Origin of the sequence: Pantoea sp. PNT03 (assembly GCF_014852515.1) — a bacterium.
Lineage (GTDB): Bacteria > Pseudomonadota > Gammaproteobacteria > Enterobacterales > Enterobacteriaceae > Pantoea > Pantoea leporis.
The window spans coordinates 381927-400707 of the sequence record NZ_JACVBT010000001.1 but is presented as its reverse complement, the minus strand read 5'-3'; the positions used below and the strand labels follow the sequence as shown (position 1 = coordinate 400707).

Annotated in this window: 18 protein-coding genes and 1 tRNA gene; 7 read left to right on the top strand and 12 right to left on the bottom strand. The window is 54.0% G+C overall.

Annotated features, from left to right (window positions below):
• Nucleotides 1–8: 8 nt before the first annotated feature.
• Nucleotides 9–1013, bottom strand: coding sequence for a nucleoid-associated protein YejK (gene yejK, locus IB226_RS02010; RefSeq protein WP_101763686.1), 1005 nt, complete (start codon nucleotides 1011–1013; stop codon nucleotides 9–11).
• A gap of 158 nt (nucleotides 1014–1171) precedes the next feature.
• Here yejK and IB226_RS02005 point away from each other — a divergent pair, with 158 nt between their 5' ends.
• The 3 genes from IB226_RS02005 (at nucleotide 1172) to IB226_RS01995 (ending at nucleotide 3323) form a co-directional block, all read left to right on the top strand.
• The gene (locus IB226_RS02005; RefSeq protein WP_036648480.1) at nucleotides 1172–1399 is read left to right on the top strand and encodes a YejL family protein; all 228 of its coding nucleotides are present in this window, start codon (nucleotides 1172–1174) and stop codon (nucleotides 1397–1399) included.
• Nucleotides 1400–1421: 22 nt separating this feature from the next.
• Nucleotides 1422–3176 carry an LPS biosynthesis-modulating metalloenzyme YejM gene (gene yejM / locus IB226_RS02000; protein WP_192233308.1) on the top strand — a complete coding sequence of 585 codons (1755 nt, stop codon included), beginning with the start codon at nucleotides 1422–1424 and terminating at the stop codon, nucleotides 3174–3176.
• Nucleotides 3177–3246: 70 nt separating this feature from the next.
• Nucleotides 3247–3323 (top strand) — tRNA-Pro (locus IB226_RS01995).
• A 65-nt stretch (nucleotides 3324–3388) separates the two neighbouring features.
• Here the strand turns inward: IB226_RS01995 and IB226_RS01990 are convergent.
• The 4 genes from IB226_RS01990 to IB226_RS01975 form a co-directional block, all read right to left on the bottom strand.
• Nucleotides 3389–4318, bottom strand: coding sequence for a hypothetical protein (locus tag IB226_RS01990; RefSeq protein WP_192233306.1), 930 nt, complete (start codon nucleotides 4316–4318; stop codon nucleotides 3389–3391).
• 290 nt (nucleotides 4319–4608) lie between these two features.
• A complete protein-coding gene (arsC, locus tag IB226_RS01985; protein WP_192233304.1) occupies nucleotides 4609–5034 on the bottom strand; it encodes a glutaredoxin-dependent arsenate reductase in 426 nt (141 codons plus the stop codon).
• 12 nt (nucleotides 5035–5046) lie between these two features.
• A complete protein-coding gene (locus IB226_RS01980; RefSeq protein WP_192233302.1) occupies nucleotides 5047–6336 on the bottom strand; it encodes an arsenic transporter in 1290 nt (429 codons plus the stop codon).
• 41 nt (nucleotides 6337–6377) lie between these two features.
• On the bottom strand, nucleotides 6378–6698 hold the full coding sequence (locus tag IB226_RS01975) for a metalloregulator ArsR/SmtB family transcription factor (RefSeq protein WP_101763682.1): 321 nt from the start codon (nucleotides 6696–6698) through the stop codon (nucleotides 6378–6380).
• Nucleotides 6699–6989: 291 nt separating this feature from the next.
• Here IB226_RS01975 and IB226_RS01970 point away from each other — a divergent pair, with 291 nt between their 5' ends.
• The gene (locus tag IB226_RS01970; RefSeq protein ID WP_008105079.1) at nucleotides 6990–7193 is read left to right on the top strand and encodes a hypothetical protein; all 204 of its coding nucleotides are present in this window, start codon (nucleotides 6990–6992) and stop codon (nucleotides 7191–7193) included.
• Nucleotides 7194–7270: 77 nt separating this feature from the next.
• Nucleotides 7271–7996, top strand: a complete 726-nt coding sequence (locus IB226_RS01965) for a 4'-phosphopantetheinyl transferase (protein WP_192233300.1) — start codon at nucleotides 7271–7273, stop codon at nucleotides 7994–7996.
• A 156-nt stretch (nucleotides 7997–8152) separates the two neighbouring features.
• Here IB226_RS01965 and IB226_RS01960 read toward each other — a convergent pair whose 3' ends face one another.
• The 3 genes from IB226_RS01960 to apbE form a co-directional block, all read right to left on the bottom strand.
• Nucleotides 8153–9805, bottom strand: a complete 1653-nt coding sequence (locus IB226_RS01960; protein WP_110866591.1) for a multidrug ABC transporter permease/ATP-binding protein — start codon at nucleotides 9803–9805, stop codon at nucleotides 8153–8155.
• A 514-nt stretch (nucleotides 9806–10319) separates the two neighbouring features.
• On the bottom strand, nucleotides 10320–10961 hold the full coding sequence (alkB, locus tag IB226_RS01955) for a DNA oxidative demethylase AlkB (protein WP_176973725.1): 642 nt from the start codon (nucleotides 10959–10961) through the stop codon (nucleotides 10320–10322).
• Nucleotides 10962–10972: 11 nt separating this feature from the next.
• Complete coding sequence (gene apbE, locus IB226_RS01950; RefSeq protein WP_192233298.1) at nucleotides 10973–12010, bottom strand: FAD:protein FMN transferase ApbE; 1038 nt, start codon at nucleotides 12008–12010, stop codon at nucleotides 10973–10975.
• A 402-nt stretch (nucleotides 12011–12412) separates the two neighbouring features.
• Here apbE and IB226_RS01940 point away from each other — a divergent pair, with 402 nt between their 5' ends.
• Nucleotides 12413–12571 carry a hypothetical protein gene (locus IB226_RS01940; RefSeq protein ID WP_192233295.1) on the top strand — a complete coding sequence of 53 codons (159 nt, stop codon included), beginning with the start codon at nucleotides 12413–12415 and terminating at the stop codon, nucleotides 12569–12571.
• A 3-nt stretch (nucleotides 12572–12574) separates the two neighbouring features.
• Here the strand turns inward: IB226_RS01940 and IB226_RS01935 are convergent, their stop codons facing one another.
• Nucleotides 12575–13030 carry a nuclear transport factor 2 family protein gene (locus IB226_RS01935; RefSeq protein ID WP_192233293.1) on the bottom strand — a complete coding sequence of 152 codons (456 nt, stop codon included), beginning with the start codon at nucleotides 13028–13030 and terminating at the stop codon, nucleotides 12575–12577.
• A 93-nt stretch (nucleotides 13031–13123) separates the two neighbouring features.
• On the opposite strand from IB226_RS01935, the gene IB226_RS01930 reads away from it, so the two are divergent.
• Nucleotides 13124–13687: a TetR/AcrR family transcriptional regulator gene (locus tag IB226_RS01930; protein WP_192233291.1), complete on the top strand. Its 564-nt coding sequence runs from the start codon at nucleotides 13124–13126 to the stop codon at nucleotides 13685–13687.
• A gap of 24 nt (nucleotides 13688–13711) precedes the next feature.
• Here IB226_RS01930 and ompC read toward each other — a convergent pair whose 3' ends face one another.
• The 3 genes from ompC to IB226_RS01915 all read right to left on the bottom strand — a co-directional run bounded on the left by ompC (nucleotide 13712) and on the right by IB226_RS01915 (nucleotide 18733).
• Nucleotides 13712–14836: a porin OmpC gene (gene ompC / locus IB226_RS01925; protein ID WP_101763675.1), complete on the bottom strand. Its 1125-nt coding sequence runs from the start codon at nucleotides 14834–14836 to the stop codon at nucleotides 13712–13714.
• 598 nt (nucleotides 14837–15434) lie between these two features.
• Nucleotides 15435–16604 (bottom strand): HlyD family efflux transporter periplasmic adaptor subunit, encoded by a 1170-nt coding sequence (locus IB226_RS01920; protein ID WP_192233289.1) that lies wholly within the window; start codon nucleotides 16602–16604, stop codon nucleotides 15435–15437.
• Nucleotides 16601–18733: a type I secretion system permease/ATPase gene (locus tag IB226_RS01915; RefSeq protein ID WP_192233287.1), complete on the bottom strand. Its 2133-nt coding sequence runs from the start codon at nucleotides 18731–18733 to the stop codon at nucleotides 16601–16603. The genes IB226_RS01920 and IB226_RS01915 overlap by 4 nt, the downstream gene beginning before the upstream one ends.
• Nucleotides 18734–18781: the final 48 nt, after the last annotated feature.

Below are 18781 nucleotides of genomic sequence, written 5' to 3'. Positions count from 1 at the left end.
GGCTTTTTTCATTTACTGCTGGTGCGGCGTTGCAGCTGATCGCGCAAATTCGGTGGCGTGCCTTTAATGGTCAGCGTGTCGGTGGTGGGATCCCAGAAGATACGCTCGCCGAGCAGCATGGCATCAAAGTTCAGGGTTAATCCGCCGCCGCTACCCGCAAACTTGGTCAACTGGCGCAAGGTGCTACGATCCGCTGGGAAGGTCTCTTCCAGCTCGTAACCTTGCTCCTGGGTGAAGGCCTGAAACGTTTTTTCTCCCAGCGGCGGTAATTCACTGGAGAGATCGTGTAGCGCAATCTCTTCGCCGGCCTGCAGCTGATCGTTACAGTAGCTGTAAACCTGCTGACGATAGTTCTGACGCTCGTTTTTATCGAGATCCGATTCGGCGCAGTAATCATCAACCGCTTGCAGCAGCCCACGGTTTTGCGCTTTGGTGTCCAGACCGACGCTAGCACCAAGGAAATCCATGAAGAAATCCGCCACTTTACGCCCCACGCGACCGCGCAGGAAGGTCAGATAACGGGTGGATTCCGGGTTAGTTTCCCACTCGGTGAGATCGATACGCGCCACAATATCCGCATGATTGATATCGAGATAATGGGTGCTGCTGATATCCAGTTGCTCGTTGACGCGCATGCTCGACTGGCTGTTGAGAACCGCAATCAGCAAATATTCCACGGCCAGATAGCGATAGTGCAAAAACAGCACCACGCCGCCTTCCGCAAACGGATATTTGCTCAGTTCATCACGCAAACGTCCGGTTGCCGCACGGCTAAACGCCAGAAAGTCATCTTCCCCTTTGCGGCAGTTACGCAACGCATCGGCCAGTTCGCTATCTTCGTTAAACAGTCCGTAAGCTTTGCTTTTGGCGCTATATACCCGGTGCAGCTCTTCTGCCATCTCTTCAACCGCGCGGGTAGCAGGCAGCAAGGTGTCGCGCAGTACCAGTTCAAGCTGGTTTTCATCACGTTTAACTAACTGATGCAGGGCAATCTGGTCGATATCCAGACTCATGGTAGACTCTCCTTTTAGCTCAGGCGCGTATTCAAACACCGCCCGCAGCCGCTTTCAACTGCCAGCACAAACTGATCGCTCTGCTTGCGATAAAATTGCGGAAAAAAATGCGTTGTTACGGTAATATACCGCCTTTTCACACTTGATTAGACGACGATATGCCACAATCATCCCGTTACAGTGACGAACGCGTGGAAAAGCTCCTCGCAGAGATGGCGCAGATTCTTGAAAAAGACAAAGCGCCAACCGACCTTTCCCTGATGGTATTGGGTAACATGGTAACTAACTTGATCAATACCAGCGTTTCACCGGCTCAACGCCGCACACTGGCTCGATCTTTCGCGGATGCGTTGCAGTCATCCGTACGCGATGATAACGCTCATTAATATGCAGATTTGACCTCATAATATGGTAACCAACCGGCAGCGCTACCGTGAAAAAGTCTCCCAGATGATCAGCTGGGGGCATTGGTTTGCCCTGTTTAATATTATCTTCGCGTTAATTTTAGGCAGCCGCTACCTGTTGGTCGCCGACTGGCCCGCGTCACTCGCGGGACGTATCTATGCCTATACCAGCTGGATCGGTCATTTCAGTTTCATCGTCTTCGCCGGTTATCTGCTCATCATCTTCCCGCTCACTTTCGTGGTGATGTCACAGCGATTGCTTAGGGTGTTGTCGGCGATTGTCGCCACCGCCGGACTGACGCTGATTATGGTCGACAGCGCGGTGTTCAGCCGCTTCCACTTGCACCTCAATCCGGTGGTGTGGGAGCTGGTGATAAACCCTGATCAAAGCGAGATGGCGCGCGACTGGCAGCTGATGTTTATCAGCGTGCCGCTGATTTTCCTCGTCGAAATGCTGTTCGCGACCTGGAGCTGGCAAAAGCTGCGCAGCCTTAATCGGCGCTCGTTCGGCAAACCGCTGGCTGCGCTGTTTATCAGCGCCTTCTTCGCCAGTCATCTGCTCTATATCTGGGCCGATGCCAATTTCTATCGCCCAATTACCATGCAGCGCGCCAACCTGCCGCTCTCCTATCCAATGACCGCGCGTCGCTTCCTTGAGCGTCACGGTTTGCTGGATGCGCAAGAGTATCAGCGCCGTCTGGTGCAACAGGGTGATCCGGAAGCGTTGTCAGTGCAGTATCCACTGAGTGACATTACCTTCCGCGATGGCGGTACGCGCCACAATCTGCTGGTGCTAACCGTTGATGGTCTGAACAACGCCACGGTGGAAAAAGCGCTGCCGTCGCTTCATCAATTCGCCAGTGAGAACGTGCGCTTCACCCAGCATTTCAGCGCGGGGCTACAGCCGGAAAAAGGGTTATTTGGTCTGTTCTACGGCATCTCTTCCAGCTATATGGATGGCGTGTTAGCGTCGCGTACGCCTTCCGTGCTGCTGAATGCGCTGAACGCGCAAGGCTATCAGTTTGGCTTGTTCTCATCGGACGGCTTCAGCCAACCGCTGTATCGTCAGGCTTTGTTAGCCGATTACTCGCTGCCGCAGGCCGACACCCAACCGAATAGCACCACGGTGACGCAGTGGCAGAACTGGCTCAATGGCCACAAATCAAACAATGCGCCGTGGTTCTCGTGGATTGCCCTTAACGGTGTGACGGTCAATGGCGACAACCTAAAAGCGCGCCAGCGTAGCTATACGCGTCAGGCAAGCGGTGTCGACGAGCAGATTAAGGCGGTGCTGCAAACCTTGCAGGATCGCGATTTGCTGAAAAATACCGTGGTGGTGATCACGGCGCAGCGTGCGGTCAATCTGGATAGCAACGATGACAATCCAGGTAACCGTGCGACGTTACAGGTGCCGCTGGTGGTGCATTGGCCGAATACGCCAGCGCAAACCATCGATCGCCTGACCGATCAGCAGGATGTGATGACCACGCTGATGCAGCGTTTACTGCACGTGCGCACTAATCCCGGTAACTTCTCACAGGGTGAAGATCTGTTTGCCGCACAACGCAGCCACGATTGGGTGGCGAGCAGCGAAGATGGCAAGCTGGTAGTGACCACGCCAACCGTGACGCTGGTGCTGAATAACAATGGCAGCTACAGCGCTTACGATGCGCAGGGTAACAAACTGAAGGATCATAAACCGCAGCTGGCGTTGTTACTGCAGGTGCTGACGGAAGAGAAGCGTTTCGTCGCAAACTGATTAATTATGAGGCAGTTAAATGCGGCTCATATTGCAATCGTGCGTAGAAACAGTAATATTCTTCCACGTTCGGCACGTAGCGCAGCCTGGTAGCGCACGGTCATGGGGTGTCCGGGGTCGGAGGTTCAAATCCTCTCGTGCCGACCAAAATCCTTTCGAAAAAAGGGATTATCTTTCGAGATAATCCCTTTTTCATATCTGAATTTTCTCGCTTACCAGCTACCGTGGAATCCACCGCCCATCGCTGAACCGCCACCAATATGCGGCCCACCGCCTAAGCCGTGAGCGCTATTAGTGTTAGCAGCATTATTAGCACCATTACCGCTACCGCCAAAAGAATGTGATGAAGCCTTATCATTTTTGGAACCTTTGCCCGTATTAACCTGAAACGCGGGAACGTGTGGGACTGCAACTTGTACGGATGGATTAACAGCCGCAATAACCCCAGCCGTTGTAGTTTTAGTTATCCCGTTCACAGTGACGTTAACCAGTGTTGAAGGTTTCAGGCTGCTAACAGCGACGTTTATTGTTTGTGCTTGCTCAAGCTGATTGATATAGGCACGGTAAGAAGCACCGGTAATCTGAGGTTGTTTGGTTGGTACGGCTTGCGGGGTGAGCTGTTGCTTAACAGTCGGAACACTGTAGGAAGGAGTTAACTGTTCATTAGGTGCGATCTGGGGCGTTAACTGTGCTGTAGGAGTAGGCACACTGTAAGATGGTGTTTTATGTGGTGTTGCTTGCGGTACGGCTTGAGGCTGCATGTTCGGAACAGCCGTAGGGGTTTTAGTAGGCGTAGCGTATGGAGCCTGATTTACTGCAGGATGTGCAGAAATATCACCGTACCGGTCAGCTACAGCTTGGGCCTGATCAGCACGAGCTACGGCAGCCATGTTAGCGGCCCGATTCTGGCTAACAGTTTGAGCACTGTTCAAATCAGCATGGGCCTGAGCTCGTTCAGCACCAATAGCAGCGCCCATAGTATCCTGTGAATCGCCACGTACACCCGCCGAACCCTCTGGACGGTTGTTAATCGAATCGCCGTAGCGGTCTGTGTGGCTTACTGCTTCCTGTGCCTGAGATAAGTCAGCAGCCACGGTAGAAAATGAACTCATTACCAGTAAAGCAAGCATAGTATTTTTCATTTGTTAATTTCCGAATTGAAAATCTCGTCAGGGCTCGGTTTATTCGTGGCGAATAATAAGTTGACGTATTTATACACTTCTCAATTGTCGGAAATTTGATCTTAATCACACTAATATCTCTACTATAGAAACATTCCCATCACCCTTACTCACTTTGCCCCCTAGCTAAGTGATGGAAACGCCCTAAGCATATGAGGTGTCCAAGGTCGGAAGTTCAAATCCTCTCGTGCCAACCAAAAGCCAAAAAAAGCAGCCTTAATGGCTGCTTTTTTTATTGTTTCTAATTCGGCCTAAACGATTCGATTTCCGTGCTTATCTATCACCTTCTCACCATCCTCCTTTCTGAATTCGCCCTGCTGCGCATCGGGAAGAATATCGAGCACGGCTTCTGAAGGCCGGCACAAACGCGTTCCCAGCGGGGAGACAACAATCGGACGGTTAATCAGGATGGGATAATTCAACATCGCCTCGATGAGTTGCTCGTCACTAAAACGCTCTTCAGCCAAACCCAATTTTTCGTAGGGTTCGACATTTTTGCGTAATAAAGCGCGCGCATCGATCCCCATCGCGCTAATCAACGCCTTAAGTTGCTCACGATTTGGCGGAGTCTCAAGATAGAGAATGATGGCGGGTTCAATGCCGCTATTGCGTATTAACGCCAGCGTGTTGCGCGATGTGCCGCAAGCGGGATTGTGATAAATGGTGATGTCAGTCATGGTGCTCTCTTCCTAATGGGACAACGTTAGGCGCAGGGCCAACGCGCTAAGGGTGACGAGCAGCACGGGCAATGTCATCACGACACCCACGCGGAAGTAATAACCCCAGCTAATGTTGATGTTCTTCTGGTCGAGTACGTGCAGCCATAGCAATGTGGCAAGACTGCCAATCGGCGTAATTTTTGGCCCCAGGTCGCAACCAATAACATTGGCATAAATCATCGCTTCCTTTATCACGCCCTGCGCGCTGCTGGCATCAATCGACAGCGCACCAATCAGCACCGTTGGCATATTATTCATTACTGAAGAAAGCAGCGCCGTCACCAAACCGGTACCCAAGGTGGCGGCCCATAAGCCGTGGCTGGCAATGAGGTTGAGTAAGTCAGAGAGATGTTGCGTCAGCCCGGCATTTTTAAGGCCATAAACTACCAGGTACATGCCGAGCGAAAAAATCACGATCTGCCAGGGCGCGCCGCGTAACACTTTACCGGTGTTAATCGCCTGACCTCTTTTGGCAACGATAAACAGAATTAACGCGCCCAGTGCGGCGATAGCACTGACTGGAATGCCCAGCGGCTCCAGCAGGAAAAATCCCACCAATAGCAACAACAGCACCAGCCAACCGGCTTTAAAGGTAGCGGGATCTTTTATGGCTTCAGCTGGTAGTTTGAGGCGTGAAACCTCATAGCTGGCGGGAAGGTCTTTGCGAAAGAAAAGGTGCAGCACTATCAGCGTGGTGATAATAGCGGCAATATCAACCGGAACCATCACCGCCGCGTAAGCGTTGAATCCCAATTTGAAGAAATCTGCGGAAACGATGTTAACCAGATTGGATACGATCAGCGGCAAACTCGCGGTATCGGCGATAAATCCTGCTGCCATGACGAAAGCCAGCGTTGCACCTTTACTAAAGCCCAGTGCCAGCAGCATTGCGATGACGATCGGCGTCAATATCAGAGCCGCACCATCATTGGCGAAAAGCGCGGCAACGCATGCACCGAGCAACACGATATAGGTGAAAAGCAGCCGCCCTCGCCCACTTCCCCAGCGCGCTACGTGCAAAGCGCACCACTCAAAAAAACCGGATTCGTCCAGCAACAGGCTGATGATAATGACGGCGATAAAAGCCGCTGTCGCATTCCAGACGATATGCCACACAGCGGGAATATCGTTTAACTGGATAACGCCGGTCACCAGCGCCAGTAAAGCCCCTATCGTTGCTGTCCAGCCAATGCTCAGGCCGCGCGGCTGCCAGATAACAAACACGATGGTCAAAACAAATATTGCGCCTGCCAGAAACATCACGCCTCCAATGCATTCGAATAATCAAATGTGTTTAATGATTATTCACAACCCGTAGCAGCGGCGTTCTTCAGCGACTCACGCACTTCCTCACGCTGGCTATTCCAGGCCGTATCGATAATCGATGCAGCCCAGGCCGGCATATGCGGAGAAAGGCGATAGTGTATCCACTTGCCTTCACGTCGATCCAGAATCAGCTCAGCATCGCGCAGCAAGGCAATGTGGCGTGAAATCTTTGGCTGTGATTGTTGGGTAACGGTGCAGAGATCGCAGACACACAGCTCTCCGGCTTCTCGTAATAATAAAACGATGGTCGTACGCGTTTCGTCGGCAAGCAGTTTGAAAAGTTGAACAGGGAGCATTGGGCCAGGTTCCAGTAAAAATCTATTACATATGGTAATTCATATATGTTGGAAGTAAAGGCAGAATATAAAGTCTGGCGATTTCATATGTTTTCCATGCAATAAAGCATTCTCAGATTATCGCCAAAGAAATGCTGATTATTGACTTTTAATCAGTAACTTACCGAAAGCAACTCAACCCGAGCCAGATCACATTTCTGGATAAATGTTACAGCGCTTCATCAAATTGAAACAAAACTGTCACAGACTTCTCTTACTCTTAGGGCTCTTGTTTTTTCGATGGAAACCATTATGGTCATCAAAGCAAAAAACCTGCAGGATGCGGAAGAACTCCTGCACTCGGGTATCAATAAAGTTGAACTGGCTTACGATATCGGCAGCGACGATTTCTTCCGTCTCGCCTCGCGCTGGTGCGATCGCGGTGCGCGCATCACCAAAGGCCATCAGCACTTCGTGGTGCAGATTAAAGGCATGGCTATTCCGCCAAATAACTAAAAGTAGGCGAGCCCCTTTGGCTTGCTCTCCATCCGGCTGGCTGGTAAAACTACGTTTTCCGTCAGCCGTGATTTTTTATGTTCGCCTCTGAAACGCCGCTTGCCCTGCCCTCTTCCCCGTTTATCCGCGCTGCTGGCATGTCGCTGGATACATTGCCGATCGCCTGGTGCGAATTCGATCAACATCACTGGCATGCTGAATTGCACCAGGCGTGGCAACTGCCGCTGCCCGCGTCGCTACAGAGCGCGGTGACGAAACGCAAAGCCGAGCATCTGGCGAGTCGCTGGCTGGTGCAGCAAAACTTTGCGCACTTCGGTTTACCGCACTTTGTGTTGTGTAATGCGCCCGATCGTTCACCGTTGTGGCCCGCCGGCATTCAGGCGTCGCTGTCGCATACGCACAGCGTTGCGGTGATGGCTGCGACGCGCGAGCCACTGTGCGTGGGTGTGGATGTTGAGCAGATTATGGCGGAGGAAACCGCCGATGAAACCGCTGGGATGTTGATGAGCCCGGCGGAAAAACAGCGCCTGCTGGCGCGGCCTATGCCCTTTGCCCAGGCCGCTACACTGCTGTTTTCATTGAAAGAGAGTGTGTACAAAGCGCTGTGGCCGCAATTGCATCAGCCAATGGATTTTCTTCAGGCGGAAGTGCTGGAACTGGACGTGCAGCAAGGCCGTGCAACGCTGCGGTTGTGTCAGGATTTTGATGAGTATTTCACCACCAAAGCGCTGCTGCAGGCGCGTTTTTGGCTGGCTGGAGATCGCGTGATTACGCTGCTGACGCATCCACTCCCGACAAAATAAAAAACCGGCTCAGAAATAAACCTGAGCCGGTGACAACACAAGACGACAGAAAAGTGTTCCAGGGACGCAGAAACGAGGATTTCTGCTGGGAGTGACTTTACTCACTCCGCAACTTCTTGCCCAATAAGGGTTTTTGCTAAGCTTTCCCGGCTGGCGTTAATGGCCGGTATCGGTACGTTGCACCGCATCCAGCGTTGCCATCTCGCGTTCGTTACCGGTTAACTCACTTAGTTGACCTTCGCGCATCTCCAGCAAGCGATCGGCGTGAATAAAGTAGTGATCGTCATGACTAATAGCGAACACCGTTTTACCCGATTCCTGTAACCATGGCAGCAGCTCACGATAGAAGATGCGACGGAAATGCGGATCCTGATCCGCCGCCCATTCGTCGAGCAACAGAATATCGCGCTCTTCGGCGGCTGCCAGCAGCAGCGCCAGACGTTTGCTCTGCCCTTTAGACAGTTGCAGATTGAGCACTCTGTTGCCTTCCAGCTTGAGCTTGTCCTGCATCTTCAGACGCTCCAGCCACTGCTGCACCAGCGCAGGATTGGCTGGCTGCCCTTGATCGCCGATGAGGCGATCAAACAGATGCACGTCAGTAAACACCGCCGAGAAATGTTTGCGATAAGCATCGAGGTTTTGCCAATCCACCACCTTGCCATCCAGCAGCAAACTGCCCGATTGCGGCTGATAGAGGCCGGTGAGCAGCATCGCCAGCGTCGATTTTCCGCTGCCGTTGCCGCCAATCAGGAACACCAGCTCGCCGCGGCGCAGCGTCAAATTGATCGGCCCAACCTGGAATCCGTGCTCACCGTAGTGGAAGCAGACGTCGCGCAGCTCCAGCGTTTGCCAGTCGCTGACTTTTGGCAGCGCCTTGAACGTTTCTTCATAGGGCGCCAGTTCAAACCTGTTGAGCTTGCGAAACGCCACCTGCGCGCTGAGCAGCGTAGGCAAGGCGCCGACCGCCGCCAACAGCGGTGTGCGCAGGAACAGCAGCGTCAGCGAATAAGTTGCCGCCACCGCCGTATTTGCCCAGCCCAGCCCGTTCGCCATAAAGAACACGATGCCAATCGCGCCGAGCATCATGATATTCGACCAGTTCACCGCGCTGAGGTGGAAGGTATCGGCGCGCACGATGTGGTGGCGATAGCTTTTGGCATTCTCCTGATAAACACTGTCGTAAATAAGCTGCGCACGTTCGCGGTTAAGCTGCAGCTCTTTACGCCCTTCGATAATGGTCTGGAAATCGCGATACAGGTCATCTTCGATTTCACGCAGCTTAGCCATGTGCTGATAAACGCGTGATACCAGCAGCCAACCGCCAACCAGCGTCACCACCAGCCACAGGCAGGTGATTAGCAGCATTTTTGGCGAAAGCCAGGCGAGATAAAGCGCCGAACCGAGCGTAATAATGATGCCCTGAATCAGCTCGGGTAAACGCACGAAGGCGATGGTGATGGCGCGCACATCGCTGGTGAGACCGGCCAGCAGTTGGGCATTGCCAATCTGTTCGATGCGCTCCACGCGCGTATCAAGAATCCGTTTGATGAATTCGCCGCGCAGCCGCCAGACAAAGTGATGGCCGAGCATAGTCAGCGCCAGCTGGGAGCCGAGCGTCACCGCCATTAGCAGGAACAGCTGGCCAAGGAAACTCGGCAGCACCGAAATCGAAGTATTCACCGCGACAATCAGCTCATTATTGATATAGGCAATCAAACCAATACCAAGCACGGCGCTTAACAATGTAAGAAGAATGACGCCAATAAAAGGCCAGCGGTACTGGCGAAAAACGACTTGCAGCAATGCCATCAAAGGGTTCCAGCGGTCAATAAAGCAGCCTGCAGTTTAATGTCGCCTTGGCTGATAGCAAGAATAATTCTCATGCCATAGTTGCCTGAGCACAGTGTTGCTTGCCGCTAGTTTGTAGCAGCGCGATTTATTGCGAAATGCTTGTCAGATAAGAAGGTATTTTGTTTTGAAAAGGCATTATCTGTGCGGGCTCTGACACGTCTGCGCCTCTGGCAAATGAGCCCTTTTCAATAATACGCACTGAAGTTGATGAGCAGGCCGGGGCCGCTTTTGGGCCGGCAATCCGCAGCGCTGAACGAAGCGAGGAAGCCAGGAGAGCCCGCAGGACGCGGGCGAAAGGCGGAGCCGGGACATGGAAGTCCCGTCTCCGCCGGTCCGTCAGGCAGACGAACGAAGTGAAGGAACCGCGCTAGCGGCGCGAGGACCGCCGGCCCAAAAGTGGCACCGGCCAGCGCCCTCATCACTGGCTTAACTAACATGTATTACGCAATAAATTGCGCCGCCACAAAAATGCCTAAAAAGCACGGCGGAAAGTCAGGTTGAAACGGAAAGCGCCTGCCTGCGGATGAATGCCAGGTTTGAGCGGCAGAATACCGTGATAACGCAGGCGCGATGGCCCGCCCCACACCACGATATCGCCATGTTCCAGCAGCACGCGCTGGGTAGCATCGCCGCGTTCGAAACCGCCGAACTGGAATACCGCAGGCAATCCCAGCGAAACCGACACAATCGGCTGGCGCAGATCCTTCTCATCTTTATCCTGATGCAGCGTCAGTTTTGCGCCGGGTTCATAGCGGTTAATCAGGCAGGCATCCGGGTTGAAACCGGCAAAGCCCGCTTCGCGCGCGGTTTGCTGCGCCAGCTCGCGGAACAGCGCGGGCATCGGCGGCCAATGGTGTCCGCTGTTGCTGTCTTGCTCGGTATATTGATAGCCGCGCGAATCGGTGGACCAGCCAAAATCACCACAGTTGGTCATCGCCACCGACATGCGATGGCCGCCGGGCGTGATGCGATGGGCAAAGGGATTTTTCGCGGCGATATCGTGAATCGCCGCCAGCAGCGCGTCGGCCTGTTCGCGGGCACGACGTCGCAGAATCACCGCGCCATCCGCCAGCGGTTCCTGCCACGGCGCTTCGTCACTAAATAAATCCAGCATGTGCGCCTCCTTTATTGAGATGCCTGATCGATGAGGAAGGTTTTAAACTGCGGCGACATCCAGTGAGTAAAACCGTCGCCCTGCTTGCTGATCAAATAGACCGCCAGATGCTCTTTCACCGCTAACGCTTTAGCGCGTTCGCTGCCGAGCACCATCAAACCGGTATCCCAGCCATCCGCTTCCAGCGCGGTGGTGGCTATTACCGTTGCCGACACCAGCTTGTGCTCAATCGGTCTTCCGGTAGTCGGATCGATGACGTGCGAAATGCGTTTGCCATCCAGTTCATAATAGTTGCGATAGCTGCCGGAGGTGCTGATGCCGTGTCCTTGCAGATCGACGCGTGCTTCCACCGCGTTTTCGCGATCGGTGGGTTTTTGGATCGCCACGCGCCACGGCTGCTGATTGGCATTGACGCCACGGCTCAATACCGCGCCGCCCACCGAAACCAAATAATCGGTGATGCCTTGCTGCTCCATCAGACGCGCCAGATGATCGGTGGCATAGCCTTCTCCCATGGTGGAGAGATCGACATACAAGCCGGGCAGATCTTTCTGCAGCCATTGACCGTCCACGCCCTGAATCACGCGCAGATGCTGCAAACCGGTCCGCGCTTTAGCAGCTTCGATTTCTGCCTCGCTGGGGGTATGCTCCGGTTGCTTCGTCGGGCCAAAACCCCACAGATTGACCAGCGGGCCCACGGTGATATCCATCGCACCCGACGTTTTATGCCCGATTCGCAGCGCTTCAGTGACGATATCCGCCATGTCAGCGCTTACCGGCTGCGGTGCGTTGCCTTGATACTGATTAAAGTGCGACAGCACCGAATCGCTTTTCCACGTCGAGAGTTCGCCGTCATCGCGATCCAGCTGTTGCTGGATCAACTGTTGCAACGCCGCTTTACGCTGCGGATCAACGCCGGCGACGCTGACGCGCCACACGGTGCCCATGGTTTTGCCTTCCAGTACCATCGCAGGTTGGCTGCTGTTTTTTTCGCAACCGCTGAGACCTAATGCCAGCAGGCTAATTAGCAGAATGTTCTGAAAACGCATCAATTCCTCATCTGTAACCCATTACTACAGCCAATTACAAAGCATAACTCGCTTGTAAAGCAGTCTAAAGCTGCTTGATGTTCGATAAACGCTGACACAGGATAACCGGTTCCTGCAACGTTATGCCTACAGGAGCATCAGATGATTTATATGATTATTGCCGTAACCGCCGGGCTGTTTATTTATGGCAGTTTCAAATGTTGGCAGACTTACCGCCATCGCCTGATTCAGCACTATCCTGCACGCCGACGTTAAATTATTGCACCAGAAAATCACCCTTCTGCACCGCTTCAGCGCTGGCGCAGTGTAGCAAAGTCGCTACAAGCCGCGTGGCGCTGAGAGCGGTGTGCTGGCATGAATGCTGCATTGTTGAAGATGAGTTGAACTTCAGCGAGGTGCAGAATGGAAAATAGCAAAACACAAAACAGTAAATGGCAGCACTGGCTGAGCTTCTCGGCCTTTACGCTGGCGGGTATCGCGATGGAAGGCAGCCTGAGCGCCATCACCAACCCGCCGCCGCAACCGGCACCCAAAGCCAAAAAATGGCGTGGTATGCAATAACCGCTACAGTCCCAACTCACTCAGGCCCGGATGATCGTCCGGGCGCGTGCCGGCTGGCCAGTGGAACAGACGCTGATCTGCGCTGATCGGCAGATCGTTGATGCAGCCGAATCGCTGAATCATCAAACCATCGGCACCAAAGTGCCAGTTCTCATTGCCATAGCTGCGAAACCAGTTACCGCTGTCATCATGCCATTCATAGGCAAAGCGCACCGCCAGCTTATCTTCATGCCACGCCCATAACTCCTTCATCAGTCGATAATCCAACTCTTTGATCCACTTACGCTGCAGGAAGGTCACGACTTCTGCGCGTCCATTGACGAATTCACTGCGATTACGCCAGCGCGTATCTTCGCTGTACACCCGCGAAACACGCTGCGCATCGCAGCTGTTCCAGGCATCTTCCGCCATGCGGACTTTCTGTAATGCGGTTTGTTGATTGAACGGTGGCACCAGCATGCTATTTCTCCCTATTATGTAGACAGGTCTGTCTACTTGATTCATCCTGCCGTATGTAGACAATTCTGTCTACATGCAAACACAGGAATTTTTATGCTTGAGCCTCTGATCTTTGATGCCACCGCCTCCGCGCGCGATCGTATCTTGCTGTGCGCGCAGCAGCTGTTTTACCAACAAGGCATTCGCGCCACCGGCGTGGATAAGGTGATTGCGCAAGCGGGCGTGACCAAAGTGACTTTCTATCGTCACTTTCCGGCGAAGAATGCGCTGGTGCTGGCGTTTTTACAGCAGCGCCATCAGCGCTGGATGCTGGCGTTTCGCCATGCGCTGAATCAGCATGCGGCATTGATCGATGCGCTGCCCGCGGCGTTACTGAGCTGGTTCAGGGATGACGATTATCGCGGCTGTGCGTTTATCAATACCGCCGCGGAGCTGGGCGACACGTTAGCGGAAGCCAGCGAACTGATTCGTCAACATAAGCGTGAGATGGCGCAGGCGATCAGCGACAAGTTGATGCCCGATCAGCAGGTCAAAACGGCGCAGATTGTGTTGCTGGTTGAGGGCGCGATTGTGCAGGTACAGATTGGCGAGGAGGCGGAACGGGTGGTCGACGTGCTGCGTGCCGCGCTGGATGCGCTGCTGAAAACGGGAGCGTGACCGGCAAGTCACGCTCCATCACCCTTAGAACTGGTAAACCAAGCCCAGTGCTACGACGTCATCGGTATTGATACCGGCTGCGTCGGTGAAGTTGTTGTCGTCCAGCAGGTTGATCTGGTAATCAACGTAGGTCGACATGTTTTTGTTGAAGTAGTAAGTTGCGCCTACATCAATGTATTTCTTCAGGTTCTGGCTGCCGTAACCTTCGATGTCAGAGCCGCGAGAAGAGACAAACGCCAGAGATGGACGCAGGCCGAAGTCGAACTGGTACTGTGCCACCAATTCCCAGTTATCCGCTTTGTTGGCGTAACCGTAAACGGTGCCGCTATCGCTGGCGCCGAAACGCGTTGCGTTGTATGAACGGCTGTACATTGCGGCCAGGTAAACGTTGTTAGCGTCATACTTCAGCGCGCCGCTGTAAGCTTCGGCTTTATCACCGCGACCCAGGATGTTGGCAGTACGTGGATTGTTACCGTTCTGGTTATTGGTACGGTCAGACTGGAACATCGCTGCACCAATACCGAAACCTGAACCCAGATCGTAAGTGGTGCTCAGACCGTAGCCGTCACCGTTCTCGCCCAACACATCACGACCAGAGCCAGTAGATTCGGTTGGGTTATCGTTTTTGCCTTGATACTGAACCGCGAAGTTCCAGCCATCCACTAAACCGAAGAAGTTGGTATTACGATAGGTTGCGAGGCCGTTGCTGCGCTGGAACAGGAAGTTGTCCGCGCCGTAGGTATCGCCACCGAACTCTGGCAGAACGTCAGTCCATGCGCCGAGATCGTACATCACGCCGTAGTTACGGCCGTAATCGAATGAACCTGCATCACCAAATTTCAGACCGGCAAAACCAACACGCGTATAGCTGTTCGCGGTGCCTTCGCTTTCTGCGGTGTTCAGTGCAGCCTGGTATTCCCACTGGCCGTAACCGGTCAGCTGATCGGTCACCTGAGTTTCACCTTTGAAGCCAAAACGCAGGTAAGACTGGTCACCGTCTGAGCCAGAGTTGTCAGAGAAATAATGCAGACCGTCCACTTTTCCGTAGAGGTCTAATTTGTTGCCATCTTTATTGTAAATTTCAGCTGCGCTTGCTGATCCTGCCACCAGCAATGCAGGAATCATCAGGGAGAGAACGCGACGTTTCATTTTTATTACCCTCTTTAATGTGCCTTTATTTTTGCCACTGCGAACTGAATGATTAAAAATTCAGCCGGCAAGCCATTGTTATTTTATGTTGGGCAATAATCTATCACGAAAATGCTACTAAATTTCCAAAACTGTTTCAGTGTATTAAATAGTTATTTCAGGATGTAAATTCAGGGGAACTAATAACCAGCACAGATAGGTAAAAAATATAGCACTTTTTGACAACACATATTTTAATTGTTTAAAAACATCAAATTACATTAGTTACATTTCCGCACTGAATGACAAAACTCAAACCCATCCAGAGCATACAATTATCCTCGCTATCATCATTTATTTCATTATTACCTTCATTCACCCCGAATGTTTTGATTTACCCTAATTTCCCGCCGGACCAGATGGTCCGGCATTTTTTTGCCCGCAATTCAGACATCGCCTTATATTGCGTAAAGTTAATTACACGGGTTAAATTAACCACAATAACTGCCGCGCATTATTTGTCTCTTTTCGCACATTTTGTTCAATTCATAGCCTTAAATCGGCAATGTTAATTTCGGCACGTAACAAAGATCGCTGCAATAATAGCCGGTGCATATTGTTAACGCTCACGCAGTGATTCCCTGGCTTTATTCAGCGGCTTAAGCAAATAATCCATCACGGTTTTCTGACCGGTTTTAATCTCAACATTCGCCACCATGCCGGGCATGATGGCGAATCTGCGTCCGCTTTTATTGGTCAGCTCGGCTTTTTGCGTGCGCACATAGACGCGATAGTAAAACTCGTCGTGCCGCACCTCGTCCTGCAGCGTATCAGGCGAAACGGTTTCGACTTCCCCGTGCAGATCGCCATAAATCGACGCGTCGTAGGCGGTGATCTTCACCACCGCGGGTAAACCCGGCCGGATATAGCCGATATCGCGTGGATTGATGCGCGTCTCAATCAGCAATTGATCCTCCAGCGGTACAATCTCCATCAGCTTGCCACCCGGCTCCAGCACGCCGCCCACGGTGGTGACGCGCACATCCTTCACAATGCCGCGCACCGGCGAAATCAGCGTAGTGCGCGTCAGCAGATCCTGTTTCCCTGCCGCCACCTGCAACTGCGCATCCAGCTCACCGTTGTTCTTCACCTGCTCTTCATGGGCTCGCACGTAATAATCGTTGCGCGCTTCGTCGATTTTGCCGCGCAGATCGCTAACCTGGCGACGCAGGCGAATCACATCCACCTTACCCGCCGCGCCGCGCAGCATCAGCGGCTCCGTCACGTTGAGTTCTGCCTGCACCAGCGCAAGGGATTGCTGCAAATTGCCGATGGTCTCGACAAAATTCTGCCGCCGCGCCTGATAGAGCTGCGTTTCGCGCGCCACCAGTTCGGGATGTTGCAGGATATCGGCGCTGAACCTCAGCGGCGTGTCGCTGAGCTCGGCCTGTAAACGTTCAGAGGAGGCACGCAGCGTGCGCACCCGCGCAATCGCCTCACCAAAGTTGGTTTGAAAGCGCGTGGGATCGAGTGTTGCCAGCACCTCGCCGCGCTGCACGATATTGCCCTCGTGCACATTGAGCTGTTTGACGATGCCGCCATCAAGGCTATCAATGATCTGCGCGCGGCTGGAAGGCGTGACTTTGCCGATGCCGACCGTGACTTCGTCCAGCACCGCAAAGTACGCCCACAGCAGAAACAGCAGCAGCGCCACCACGCACAGCCAGATGATCGCCGAGGTGCGACGCTCACGCCGCGTCAGATCTTTATCCAACAGCACCACGCTCATGCCGCATCTCCTTTTTTACTGGCGGCGTGGCGCAGAATCTCGTCGCGCGCGCCATCGGCCACGATGCGGCCGTTATCCATCACAATGATGCGATCAACCATGCGCAGCAGCGCGGGACGATGCGTGACCAGTACCAGCGTGCGCCCGGTGACCCATTGCGCCAGCTGACGAATCACTTGCGCTTCGAGCTGTTCATCCATCGCCGCGGTCGGTTCGTCCAGCAAAACCACCTGCGGCTGGCGCAGAATCAACCGGCTGAGCAGCACCATTTGCCGCTGGCCGCCGGACAAGCCGCGTCCGCCTTCATGAATAATGCGATCGAGGCTGGCGGCGTCATGCTGCACCAAAGCTAACGCGCCGCTAATGCGCAGCGCCTGCAGCATCTCCTGCTCGCTGGCGTGCGGATTCCCGAGCAGCAGGTTCTGGCGCAGCGTGCCGAAAAACAGCCGCGCATCCTGCGACAGCCAGCCAAGCTGACGCCGCAGATCGACCGGATCGATGCAGGTGAGATCGACGCCGTCCACCAGCACTTTGCCCTGGCTGGCGCGCGCCTGACCGGCCAGCATCTTCAGCAGCGTCGATTTGCCCGCGCCGACTTTACCGAGAATCGCCACGCGTTCGCCGGGCGCGATCTGCAACTGCGGAATGTTGAGCACGCTATTACCGCTCTCCTCTTCGTAGCGGTAATGCACATTTTGCAGCAGATAGTGGCCGCTGAGCACCGGACAGTGCGCCAGCGTGGCGTGATCGGGTTGGTCGAGCGGCTTCTTTAACAGTTCATCCAGCCCTTTCATCGCCGATTTCGCATGCTGCCAGCGCGAAAACACCATGGTGAGCTGCATCAGCGGCGCGATGGTGCGTGATGAGAGCAAGCTGCACGCCACCAGCGTGCCGGTGGTGATCTGATTGTCGAGCACCAGATAGACGCCGAACACCAACATGCCGGCATAGGTGAGCTGCTGCACGCTAGCCGACCAACCGGTGAGGCGCGCGCCCCATAAACGTTGCTGATTACTGATGGCCGCGCTAACTTCGTGCGTTTGCTCCCACTGGCGCTGAAAATAGGGTTCCGCTTGCAGCGCTTTGATATCCTCTACACCTTCTAAGGTTTCCACCAGCACCGCCTGACGCAGCGCGCTTTCCCGCAACCCTTCCTGCGCCAGCCGCGCCATCGGGATTTGCACCAGTAAGCCTGGAATGACGATCAGCGGGATTGCCAGTAACGGAATCAGCACCAGCCAGCCGCCAATCGACGCCATAATCAGCAGAAACAGCAGCACAAACGGCAAGTCGGCGGCGGCATTCACCGTGGTGGACGTCAGCAGTTCGCGTACCTGGTCAATTTCACGCAATTGGGCAATAAAGGAGCCGGTGGAACGTGGGCGCGCTTCGTTGCGGATGTTCATCGCCCGCGCGAATAGCATGGCGGATATTTTCAGGTCGATGCGTTTGCCCATCAGGTCAGAAACCTGGGTGCGCATCAGACGAATCAGATACTCAATGGCGGCCGCCAGCACCACGCCGGCGAACAACACCCACAACGTTGGCAGCGACTGCGCCGGAATCACCCGATCGTACACCTGCATAGAAAACAGAATGCCCGCCAGCGCCAGCACGTTGCCGACCAGCGAGGCCAGGCTGATTTCCGCAATGCGCCGCTTCATGCCACGAAAGTGATGCCAGAACCAGTGCGGCTGATAAGGCTGCACAAACTCATCGATGCGCGCATCACGCGCCCGCGCCGCCACACCAACGACGCCGACCTGCATGTCGGCCTGCATGAGCAAATCCTGCAGCTGACCTGCGCGCACCACATCGCCACTTTCACTCAGCCAGTAACGTACGCCACCGTTGCTATCCACCTCTTCTATCAACGCTACGCTGCCATTTTCCAGCAGCAGCAATACCGGCACAATTTCCTGCCGCCAGCGCAGTTTGCTGTGCGGCACCAACATCAAATGCAGGCCTAACAGCCGGGCTAAACGTTCTAACTGTTGCGTCGGGGCCAGATGTTGAAACCAGCGCATCTGCTGGCGCAGCGTGCTGCCGTCCGCCGGTTTACCGAAGCGTGCCGCCACGCGCAGCATCGCCGCGATGCCGTTGTCGCTGTTGAAGGGTTGTGCTGTCATCCCTGTTGTCCCGTGAGCAATGAGAGTGGGCTGGCAACCGCTAGCCGA